Origin of the sequence: Flavobacterium luteolum (genome assembly GCF_027111275.1) — a bacterium.
GTDB lineage: Bacteria > Bacteroidota > Bacteroidia > Flavobacteriales > Flavobacteriaceae > Flavobacterium > Flavobacterium luteolum.
Genome location: NZ_CP114286.1, coordinates 3,309,938 through 3,321,937, shown reverse-complemented (window position 1 = coordinate 3,321,937; position 12,000 = coordinate 3,309,938). Strand labels below are relative to the sequence as shown.

The following is a 12,000-nucleotide window of genomic DNA, read 5'->3' as shown; positions in this document are numbered from 1 at the left end:
TTGGTATTAGTTTTTAGTGGTCAGTGGTCAGTTTTTTTTTAGTATTCAGTCGCAGTCTGAAACTTTGTCAAAGTTTAAAACTTTTACAAAGTTGTTTTTCCTAGCTGAGACTGAACACTAAAAAACTGACCACTGATTACTACTAAATACTACTTCAAAGGATTTCCATCTTTATCTAGAGAACCCGATTTAATGACAATCATTTTATCCAATTGAATGTATTTCTTAATCGCATCGTTTACCTGCTGTAAAGTTGCTTTTTCGATATCTTTTGGGTACTGGTCAATGTATGTTGGCTCCAAACCTCTTTCGATAAAACCCAAAATCGTTCTGGCCATACCGCTTGTGGTTGACATTCCAACTTTAAAACTTCCAATAAGATTAGTTTTCTTGTTTGCTAATTCTTCGGCTGTGATACCGTTTTTTACCCATTTATTTACCTGAACCATTGTCGCGTCAAGTCCTTTTTGAAATAAATTCGGGTTGAAAGAAGCGTTTACAAACCAGTAACCGCCCGTTTCGATATTTCCACCTAAACCAGAAGAAATGTTGTATGTTAAACCGTCATTATCACGAACAGTCTGCATTAAACGTCCTGCAAAACCTGCTCCTAAAGTGTAATTTCCAATGTAAAACGGAATATAATCGGCATCGGCTCTTTTTAAACCTGTAAACTGTCCGATGAATAATTCGGCACTTGGTTTTTCTGGAATTGTAACCACTTCTGTTTTTGAGGCTGCTTTTGTAGCTTCTTCAAATTTTAGTTTTTCAGTAACTCCTCCATTCCAATTTTTAAATGATTTTTTTAATGAAGCATTTAAATTTGCTCCATCGGTATCTCCCACAATTACAAGTCTCATTGAAGCTGTTCCGAAATATTTTTTGTGGAAAGCTTTCACTTCATCCAAAGTTGCATTTTTAATGTTTGCGATATTATCCTCAACGCTTAAACTGTAATTTGGATTTACTTTTGGATAAATCGCCTGAGATAATGCAATGCTTCCTCTTTCTCCTGGATCGTTTAAATCCTGCTGTGTATTTCCAATAAATTGCTGTTTTAAATTTTCAAATTCTTTGGCATCAAACAACGGATTTCTCAATTCTTCTGCCAATAAAGCAATGACCTGATCTAAATCTTTTTTCAAACATTTGAATCCGATATTAATTTTAAAAGCTGAAGCATTTACATTTAATGAAACACCCAGTTTCTGCAGTTTTTCTGAGAATTTAAATTTATCATTTAACGTTGTCCCTTTTGACAGCATTGAAGCCGTAAGCGCTGGAATCATATCATTTTTAGTTTCACCGGCATAATTTCCTAACGAAATACTGGCAGCAATAGTTACAAAATCTTTTGCTGAAGTTTTTACCGAAACAACATCAATTCCTGATACTTTTTCTCTCTTGAAAGCAGAAGCCGATTTTTCAGTGGCATTTTCGAAAGAAATCAGCTCTTCTGACGTATTCGTAACTAAAGATGGAGCAGATGATTTTTCTTCATGAATATGTCTATCGTCTGAATGTCTATAATAAAATGGCCCATTTTCTGGCATATAATTAACCGCTTTTGCCGTGTCCTGATTTTGAGCACCAGCTTGTTTCGGAATAAAATATCCTGTTGTACTCTGGTCTTCAACCAGATATTTTTGAGCCACTCGCAAAACATCTGCTGGAGTCACTTTTTTCAATCGGTCAACACCTGTAATGTAGTCCGTCCAATCTCCAGAAGCGATTGCCTCATTTAATTCAGATGCAATTACGCCAGAACCGTCGCGAGCCAAAATAGTCTGCGCACTAATTTTTGCTACAACTCGATTCACCTCATCTTGAGTTACGCCTTCTTTTTGAATTTTAGCCACAACTTCGCTGATTTTAGCGTCAATATCTTCATGTTTCGAATTCGTAGGAAAGCCAACGCCAATTGTAAAAAGTCCAACTTCTTTAAAATTTGTTGCTTCTGCGTACGAGTAAATTCCTAAACGAGTATCCACAAAAGTTTTATTTAAAATAGCTGTTGGTCCAACACCAATAATCTGAGCCAAAATATTCAACGCAGGAAGGTCTTCGTGCAAAGCTCCCGGAATTTTATAGGCTTTGCTTACAACTCCTAATTCTCCAGGTTTTTTCACTGTAATTTTGCGCGCACCATATTGCTGTGGTTCTTGTGTATAAGGCTGTGGCATTGCATTTGGCGCTTTTGTAATTTTCCCAAAATACTTTTCTACTAATTCAAAAACATTGTCTTTTTTAAAATCTCCAATAACGGTCAAAGTGGCATTATCTGGCCAATAATAGGTATTATAGAAATTACGTAAAACTTCGATCGGCGCATTTTCTATATCCGATTTCCAGCCAATTGTAGAATGGTGATATGGATGCGCAATATATGCCGAAGCCCAAATTTCTTTGTCCAATAAACTGTTCGGGTTATTTTCGCCACGCTCAAATTCGTTACGAACCACAGTCATTTCTGCTTCTTTATCTTCTTTTAATAATAAAGAATTACGCATTCTATCGGCTTCAATCTGGATTGCCAATTCGATTTTATCACTTGGCAATGTTTCAAAATAATTGGTGCGATCGTACCAAGTTGTTGCATTCAATTGTGCTCCTGTATTCTGCAGAACATCTGTAATCGAGTTTCCGTTTTTCTTGTTGAAAGTTGAAGTTCCTTTAAACATTAAATGTTCTAAAAGATGCGTTGATCCCGTGTTTCCTAAAACTTCATGTTTAGAACCTACTCGATATACAATTTGTACAGTTGCAACTGGTGAAGCATTGTCTTGCAAAAGCAAAATATTCATTCCGTTTGGCTGGTATAAATATTCTTCTATCCCGCCTAATTCTTTTATTTTCTTGAAGTTAACCAATTTACTTTGCGCTGAAACAAGCGCGCAGAAAGCTAGTGAGCAATAGCCCAGAAAGATGTATTTTTTCATTTTTTGTTGAGAGATTTTATTGGAGTGTTCAGTGTCCAGCATTTGGTGTTCAGTGCAATACTAAACTACAACTGAACACTAAATACTGAACACTGAATATTTACGATTTACTAAAAATTTCTTTTAGTTTAGATTGAAGTTCAGCTTCTCTAAGGTTCTTAGCCACGATTTTTCCGTCTGGACCGATTAAGTAGTTAGTCGGAACCATTTTTACACCGTATAAAACAGCCGCTTCATTCTGCCATCCTTTTAAGTCTGAAACATGCGTCCAAGTTAAACCGTCTTTTTCGATTGCTTTTTCCCAAAGTTTCTTTTTGTCGTCTAGAGAAACTCCCAAAACGTCAAATCCTTTTTCATGATACGTTTTGTAAGCTAAAACTACATTTGGATTTTCTTTTCGGCAAGGACCGCACCAGCTTGCCCAGAAATCTACTAAAACATATTTACCTTTATAGTCTGAAAGTTTTACCACTTTTCCGTTTACATCTGTTTGAGAAAACTCTGGTGCTGTAACACCCACAGCAGTTTTATCGTTAAGATCAATCGCCTGTTTGAGCTGTTTTCCGTAAACCGATTTCTGTATTTCTGGAGTTAAAACTCCGTAATACATTTTTACCTGTTCTGGTGTTCCGTACGAAACAATTCGGTCATTAATTACCAAAGCACCAGCTATTTTATCTTTATTTTTTCTGATAAATTTATCCGTTAAATCATCGGCAAAAGATTGAAGATCTTTCCATTTTTTATCCATTGCCGTTTGCTGTTCTGGAGTTAATTTCACTTTTCCGCCTTGTGTCAACGAATCGGATAATTTGTAAATTGGACCAGCAATATTTTGTATTTTTTTGAACTCGTTATCGTAAAACGATCTATAAATATCGTTTTGAGTTGCTCCCGTAACTTTAGCTTTGAAAATAGAATCCTTTTGAGCTTCCACTTTTATTTCTTCATTCGATAAAAGAAAATAAGCACCGTATTCTTCCCCTTTTAATTTAATAGTATGCAATAACGGTTCTGAAACTTTTCCTGCTAGAGTAAAGGTTCCGTCTTTTTGTATTTGCGCTGAATCTGCAATTTTTTTATTTCCTTTTTCATCTGTATTTTCCAGATAAACCATTCCTTTATCCAGTCCAGCGATTGTGCCATTGATTGTAAATCCTTCTTCTTTTTTAGAGCAAGAATTCAGCACGGTCAGTAATGCTAACGCCGATAAACCTGATTTTAAGATTGTACTTTTCATGTTGATATTTTTTTGTTTGTTGTTTTAATTTCAGTTTAGGTTTTCAGTTTTAATTTTCGACTATAACTGAAAACTTAATTACGATTTCAAAAGCTCTTTTAATTTCGCTTCCAATTCTGCACCTCTTAAATTGTCGCCGATAATTACACCTTTACTATCTACTAAATAAGTTGCCGGAATTGCTTTTACATTGAATGATTTACTCACTTTATCATCGTCCAGAAGATTGTGCCATTGCATGTTTTCTTGTCCAAGTGCTTTCTGCCAAGCTTTTTCGTCTTTATCAATCGACACGCTTAAAATTTCAAATCCTTTTGGAGCATATTCAGCATAAGCCGTTTTTAAGTTCGGAATTTCTTTTCGGCATGGACCACACCAAGAAGCCCAAAAATCTACCAAAATATATTTTTTTCCTGCTACAATATCTTTTGCACTATATGCTTTTCCGTCTTTATCTTTTAAACTGAAATTTGCTATACTTGTTCCAATTAAAGATTTCGGATTCAAATCTTTATCTAAAATTTGTCCATAATAACTTTTTTTTGCTGCATCAGAAAACTGATCGTACAAAGGTTTTTGCTCTGCTGTGAAATAGCTAAAATTGGTCATCATAAAGAACGGCCCCCACCAAGTTGCTTTATGTTTTGCAATAAGAGCTAATGTTGTTTTTTCGACATTTGTAAAAAATGCTTTTTCATCTGCTTCAAATTTTTTCCAAACTGGAAGATTCTGAAGTGAGTCTAACGCTTTTGTATTTTTATCGCGTCTTGCCGCACCGATTAATTTACTCAATTCGTCGGACTCTTTTGTGTGATAAGCTTTGTAATCTTTATCAAGCTGATCTTTATAAGCAATTTCTTTGGCATAGTAATCATGTGATTTAGAGCCCGTAATTACTACATCTTTAAATGTTATCCACTCTCCTTCTTTATCTGAAACTGTACCAGCTGCTGATACTTTTATTTTTGCATTTTCGACCATTACAGAAATATTTCCTTTGTTTTTACCAAAGACAACATAGAAAAAACGTGGTTCGTTTAATTTTCCTGAAAAAGTAAATTTCCCGTCTTTTAAAGTTGTTTCAGCAATTGGCAGTTCAGAAGAATGTGTCGCGCCGGGAATCAATTTTACCTCAGTTCCGTCTGCTAAACCTGTTATTGTTCCTTCAATTGTATAAGAAGAAACTGGTGTTGAGGTTGCTTTTTTCTTTTGTGCCTGAATGTTAATGGAAACCATAAACAAGCACAGACAGAATGCTACTATTTTATTTTGAATTGCTTTCATTTTTGATTGATATTTTTAGAAAAAGCTTCCCTTTCGGGGAAATCTAATCAGGAAGCTTTTGAGTTGTTATTTTTCTACATTTTGTGTAATGGTTCCGTTTCCTGGATTTTGCGTTGCTCCTTGCGGGAAAGGCATTGTCCACATATGTGATGTTGAAGACAAGTTATAAGTTACACCTGATACAACTTTAGATAAACTAAACGGATAAGTTCCTTCTGCATTCAGACGACGTGCGTCTGCAAAAGGTATTAAGGTTAAAATAAGTTCGTTACGCTTAGTATTGAAAATAGCGTTCAAAGCCGTTGCTTTGTCAGTTGTCGAAATGTCTGCATAAGATGCAGGCAAAATACGTGTTTTGCGAACAGTGTTTAAAATTTTCAGGGCTTCGTTTACTTTATTTTCACGAGCCAAACATTCTGCTTTGATTAAATAAACTTCAACAGTAGTGATTCCTCCAAAATTATACATTCCTGACATAGTTGAATAAAAATAGGTATCTGAACCAACAGTTCTAATTTTCCAACGTGATTTGTATTTAACATCTCCTGCTTCAAAACGTTGTGCTCTTTCTACCGGAATACTTAATTCTCTTCCTAACGAATAAGAAGAACCATGACGAAAAGTATAATTTTCAACATAGTTATACCCCATTGGCGATGGCGTTGTAGTATATGAATTTGGTAAATCAATTACTGTTTTGTTAGCGTTATAATAACCTACCCAATCAAATAATTTATTGTTTTCTGCCAAAGCCATGTCTGCATATTTTAAAGCCTCTGTATAATTATTCATTTGTAAATAAACACGTGAATAAAATGCATAACCAGCTCCTAAATTTGGATGCAAAGCCGTTTGCGAAACTTTTGGTAAATATGGAATTGCTTCATTTACATCTTTTAGAATGAAATCGTACATTTCCTGAATTGTTACCTGTTTGCTTGGCGCATTAATATCGGCACTAGTAATTAAAGGCACTGATAATTTACTTGCATTTGCAGTAGTGTAAGTATCTGCATAAAAATTGGTCAGCGTAAAATAAGACATCGCTCGCAATATTTTTGCCTGAGCCCAAAGAATTCTTTTATCAGCCTCCGTTGCTTCGGTTGTTTTCAAAGCATTTTCGATAATCAAATTAAAAGTCGAAATTCCAGCATAAGTTCTATAATATGTAGTTTCATCTGCCTGATTCAAATCAATACGATCTGCACTTTCATCCCACATATAATTAGCATTTGTCAATCGGTAGTAGGCCAAATTGGCAGCAGTTTGAAATCTATCGTTCATCAAACTTATTGCTTGCTCTACGTTTACGACTTGATTGCCATATTCGTCTCTTATAAAAGCTTCAAAATCTGCTAATGTAGTGGGAGTTTTAGAGCCTTTTGGCACATCATCCAAATAATTTTCACAAGAGGCAAAAGTTATTCCTAATGCTAATACAAACAGTATATTTTTATATAGATTTTTCATTTTGTCTTCTTTTAAAATTAGAAATTAACATTTACACCAAAAACAAAACTTGGTGACTGGAAACCGTTCAGCATATATTTAGCATCTCTGCTTTTTGCCCAAGTGTATACATTTTCTGCATTCAAATTAAATCGTACTTCATATAGATTTACTTTCTGAACAACATTCTTTGGCAATTGATATGCTAATGAAACATTACTTAATCTCACATTTGAAGCATCTAGAATGTTAATATCTGCATAACGATAAATATCACGTGAAGCACTGTTGAAATCAGACTCATATTCATAAACTGCGCGAGGTACATTAGTAAAAGCCTCATCACCTGGCTGCTGCCAACGGTTTACAATATTTTTGTTTATTACTGTAATATCAGTTACATAGCCGCCTAACGCTCCAGAATAGTTGTTATTTAACATAGGCAAGAAGGTATTCCTAAGTTTATGCCCCAGTTCGTAAATAAATAATGCTGAAAGAGAAAAGCCTTTGTAAGCTACAGTAGTATGAAAAGATCCGCTATGATTTGGTACTGTAGAACCGTAATCGTGTATTGCTTCTAAATCGGCAGGATTATAAATTATAGCAGTTCCTGAAGCATCGTATACTTGTGGCAAACCTTTATCGCTTAAGCCTGCCCATTTGTATCCGTAAATAGAATTGTAGTTATTCCCAACTCTAGGATAAGCAGATGGATAATCTAATTGTAAATAGTAAACTGGCGCTTTTACATTAACATAATCCACTTTATTTTTGTTATTAGCATACAGTACTGATGCATCCCAAGAGAAAGATGGCGTTTTAACAATTGTTCCTCTTAAACTTACTTCATAACCTCTATTGGTCATTTCTCCGTTGTTTAAATTGTAAGTAGAATATCCCCAACCTTCTGTTGGAACTCCTGTACTGCTTGCCAATAAATCTTCTCCTTTTTTATTGTAAAAATCAAAAGTTCCGCTCAATCTGCTTTTAAATAAACTAAAATCAAATCCAATATTTTTTGTTGTGGTTTTTTCCCAAGATAATTCAGGGTTTGGTCTAGAATTAACGCTTCCCTGAACACCTCCTACATTACCATTATTGGTATAATACGCTGTTAAATAAGGAGCTGAATCTTTGGCTATATTTCCTCCAATACCGTACGAAGCACGCAGTTTAAGCGCATCTACCCAATTTACGACAAAGAATGATTCTTGATTAATATTCCATCCCGCCCCTGCAGACCAAGTCGGTTTATTTTGGTATTTATTATTTGTTCCCCATAAATTAGAACGATCCCAACGCAAACTTCCGCTTAAAGTATATTTTTTGTCGTAAGTATATCCTGCTGTACTGTAAACAGAAACATAGCGATTCTGGAATTCTCTTTCTGCAGAAAAATCATTAGTAGACATATAGCCATTAAAAACACTGCCGTATACTTTTAATAAATCAACTTGATTGATTGGTGCGAAAGATAAAGTTTGTTCGTCCCAGCCATAACGTGTATCATCTCTGTACTCTGCTTTATTATGGCGTATTTCCATACCTGCAATTGCAGAAATATCGTGCTTATCATTAAATATCTGAGCAAAATTTAATTGCTGACGGAAATTATAAGCATTTGTAAATTGATTGGTTTCTTTTAAAATATCACCGTACGGCAAATTGTAAACTGCTGCATTGTTTGCAATAGTCATCATTGCGTTTACCTGTTCTCTTACGCTAAATGATTCTTTTTCTCTTAAATAATTTGTACGATCTACACCAAATTCATACTGAAACATTGCATTGTAAGTAAACGCATTACTAAACTTTACATTAAATTTTGCAAACGTACGGTTTAAGAAACTTTTAGTCTCGCTTACATTTCTGCCCAACTCATCCATTGGCGTAATATCCATATTGTACATGCCATAATTCTGCATGGACTGAAGCGTAAAGTTATTGTATCGCGAAGCCGCTGTAGAGGTAAAATAAGATCCATCATCATTAACCAATTGATTGTATGGCTGATATTTAAATCCTGCACTTGCTAAATAACTAGGTTTATAAGGATAATAACTCTGTAAATCGCTTTTACCAAAATTGGTATAACTACCTAAATCTACAGAAAGCCAGTGATTTATTTGAGTTGAGTTTTTTAAGTTAAGTCCAATACTCTCATTTTCAGAATAAATATCTTCCAGCTGATTATTTTTATAGGTCAGAGATGCATTAAAACTGTTTGATTCAGATGCTTTTCCTAAACTAATATTGTGCTGTGTATAAAATTGATCACGTTTAGCATATCTCGCTACATCATCAAAATATTTGTAACCTAGAGATGCCAAATGATTTAGCTGGTTAGAAGCATCTGTTTGAGAAATCGCTCCCGAATATCCTTTTAAAATAGTCTGCATACCTAAACTTGTAAAAGCTGCATTATTTAATAATGATTGCGCATAAGTACTTGCGTTTGCTCCTTGAAGATTAGGATTTGAAGCTGCCCAGCCTCTCTCTAAATCAATAATATCAGCCGAGTTAGTCAGATTATCAGTATAATTTCTGTATGGTGTTACTGTGATATTACTTGTATAAGAAATGTTGGTTCTTCCTGCTTTTGCTTTTTTAGTTGTAATTACTATAACTCCATTAGCAGCACGCGCTCCATAAATAGAAGCTGCAGCAGCATCTTTAAGAACTGTAATCGTTTCAATATCTTCTAAGTTTAAGTTTGGAAGATTTTCTTCTAAACCAAAATTCTGATTATATTTAGTGTTTTCTATCGGAAAACCATCAATAACATACAATGGCGTGGTAACTCCGTTCATAGAAGTTGTACCACGAATTTTTCCATCTTGATAACCAACGATACGTCCTTCTAAAATTTTATCTAAGCTGTTTAAACGCTGTTCTTGAAAATCCTTTGCTTTTAAACTTGAGAAAGATCCCGTTGCCTTTTCTGCAGATATATCCTGATAACCAGTCTTCAAAACCAGTCCTTCAAGTTCAAAAATATCTTCTTTCAAAACAACGTTAATAACACTTCTTCCTTCAACTTTTATTTCTTGCCTAACATATCCTAAATAAGCAAAAGCCAAAGTAGTTTCACTGCTTACCGCAATTATCTGATATTCACCATTAAAATCGGTTTCTACACCTCTTCCTGAACCGTTATCAGAAATCGCCGCACCTACCAAAGGCATTCCTTTTTCATCTGTAACTTTACCTTTTACGATAAAATCTCCTACAGTTTTTTTCTCTTCCGTTTTTTCGGCAGAGACTTTTCTAGGCGTCAGAATAATGTGGTTTCCAGACACTTTAAAATCGGTACTCGTATTATTAAAAATTTTATTTAAAATAACTTCTATTGAAGCTTCGTATGCATTTACGTCGATTACTCTGTTTAAATCTACAGATCTGACATTGTAGACAAATCTATAATCTGTAGTATATTCAAGTCTTTCAATGACTTTGGCAACGGTCAGGTTGCTGGCATTAAAAGAAATCTTGTTTTTTTGAGAATAAGTGGTTCCGGCGTGCATTACTGTTAAGGCAGTTAGCAGAAATAATGTGGTCAATTTCATTTTCAAATCAAATTTCAAAAAAGGCTTATCAAACCTGATTCTGTTCAAGAGTTTTTTCATACTTTTAAAATGTTTTTTAATGTTGGTTGGTTAATTAACTGACCGATATACTCTACCGGGAAATGTTGGCGCATTTTCCGGTTTTTTTATAACGATCCTTTTTGTTTTGGATTTTTATTACATAGGCTTGTTTATTTTAGATTTCTGATTATTGATTTTAGATTTCTCAATCTTGCTTCTTATATCTTTTTTTTATTTAATTGTAATTCTGTCTCGGTCAATATCATAATCAATCTTATAACTGTCGCTAAAATATTTCAAGACCACTTCAATAGGTTCATTATCAAAACGGGCGTTGAAAATTTCTTTTCCGAGTGTTTTATTTCTGTTAATGAAAGTCACATTGTATTGGCGTTCTAGTTTTTTGATAATAGCATCAAAAGAGGCATTTTTAAAAACCAAGCTTCCTTTTAACCAATCAGTATAATAATCTGTATTAACTTGTTCTATTTTTATATCGTCTGCACCTTTCTGATTCGAGCCTTTATAACCTGGCATTAAATAAACCTGATTTTGGCTTGTTTTCTGATTTTTATAAAGCGAAACTTTTCCCTCAACCAAAACCACGTCTGTACTACTATTGTTGTTGTAAGAATCAACATTGAACTTAGTTCCTAAAACCTCAACATTCACTTGTTGCGCGTTTACCGTAAACGGATGGTTTTTATCTTTACTAACTTCAAAATAAGCTTCACCCGTTAAATACACTTCTCTATTTTGTTTTTTGACAAACTGAACTGGATATTTAAATGACGTTCCAGAATTCAAATGCACTAAAGTTCCGTCTGATAGCTGCACCTCAAATTTTTTACCGTATGGAATTTTCAATGTATTGTAAACCAATTCTCCTTCAGCAAAAGCTTTATTATAAACCAATCTGTTTTTCTCTTGTTTTCCAATAATATTTCCGTCTTTGTCCGTAACATTTTTTTCTCCAAAAATATCAATAGTTTCAGATGCACCGTTACCCAATTGTAAAACAATCTCATCAACTCTCGGTACAATAACATTTTGTTTAACTTGTTCTGCACTAGAATTTTTATAGAAATAAAAACCTCCCAAAGCCACAATTAAAACCGCAGCATATTTATAATAAGATGAAAATCTTCGTTTATAAAAAACATTCTTTTCCTTATTGATTCGTTCCGAAAGCTGTTTTCTAACTTCGGTCGAATCAAAAGTGTTCAAAGCAGTATCAATTGCATAATTGGTTTTTATAAAATCCTTGAATACAATTTGATTCTCTTCTTCTTTTAACCACTCTGTAAGCTGCTCAATCTCTTCTTGAGAGGCTTGATTTGTGATAAATTTAACAATTAGTCGCTCTGACTTTTTTACTGTCATTTTAGTCGTTTTTAATATTATTACGAAGCTAAAAAACAAAACCCTAACAATTTGATAAAGTTTTTTTCATTTTGATGATTTTTTTATTTCATGCAAGTGTTTTCTTTCAACAAAACTC

General features: G+C 34.1%; 6 protein-coding genes. All 6 read right to left on the bottom strand.

Annotated features, from left to right (window positions below; translation table 11 throughout):
• Positions 1-149 precede the first annotated feature (149 nt).
• Positions 150-2,939 (bottom strand): M16 family metallopeptidase, encoded by a 2,790-nt coding sequence (locus OZP10_RS14210; RefSeq protein WP_281631447.1) that lies wholly within the window; start codon positions 2,937-2,939, stop codon positions 150-152.
• Between the two features lie 100 nt (positions 2,940-3,039).
• A complete protein-coding gene (locus tag OZP10_RS14205; RefSeq protein ID WP_281631446.1) occupies positions 3,040-4,179 on the bottom strand; it encodes a TlpA disulfide reductase family protein in 1,140 nt (379 codons plus the stop codon).
• Between the two features lie 78 nt (positions 4,180-4,257).
• Entirely contained in the window at positions 4,258-5,463 is a 1,206-nt protein-coding gene (locus tag OZP10_RS14200) for a TlpA disulfide reductase family protein (RefSeq protein ID WP_281631445.1), read from the bottom strand.
• 66 nt (positions 5,464-5,529) lie between these two features.
• The gene (locus OZP10_RS14195; RefSeq protein WP_281631444.1) at positions 5,530-6,933 is read right to left on the bottom strand and encodes a RagB/SusD family nutrient uptake outer membrane protein; all 1,404 of its coding nucleotides are present in this window, start codon (positions 6,931-6,933) and stop codon (positions 5,530-5,532) included.
• 17 nt (positions 6,934-6,950) lie between these two features.
• Entirely contained in the window at positions 6,951-10,538 is a 3,588-nt protein-coding gene (locus OZP10_RS14190) for a SusC/RagA family TonB-linked outer membrane protein (RefSeq protein WP_281631443.1), read from the bottom strand.
• A 192-nt stretch (positions 10,539-10,730) separates the two neighbouring features.
• On the bottom strand, positions 10,731-11,882 hold the full coding sequence (locus OZP10_RS14185) for a FecR family protein (protein ID WP_281631442.1): 1,152 nt from the start codon (positions 11,880-11,882) through the stop codon (positions 10,731-10,733).
• Positions 11,883-12,000: the final 118 nt, after the last annotated feature.

Coding starts and splice junctions, on each gene's coding strand:
- OZP10_RS14190 (WP_281631443.1), bottom strand. CDS start 10,538: ATGAAAAAACTCTTGAACAGAATCAGGTTTGATAAGCCTTTTTTGAAA.
- OZP10_RS14185 (WP_281631442.1), bottom strand. CDS start 11,882: ATGACAGTAAAAAAGTCAGAGCGACTAATTGTTAAATTTATCACAAAT.
- OZP10_RS14200 (WP_281631445.1), bottom strand. CDS start 5,463: ATGAAAGCAATTCAAAATAAAATAGTAGCATTCTGTCTGTGCTTGTTT.
- OZP10_RS14195 (WP_281631444.1), bottom strand. CDS start 6,933: ATGAAAAATCTATATAAAAATATACTGTTTGTATTAGCATTAGGAATA.
- OZP10_RS14205 (WP_281631446.1), bottom strand. CDS start 4,179: ATGAAAAGTACAATCTTAAAATCAGGTTTATCGGCGTTAGCATTACTG.
- OZP10_RS14210 (WP_281631447.1), bottom strand. CDS start 2,939: ATGAAAAAATACATCTTTCTGGGCTATTGCTCACTAGCTTTCTGCGCG.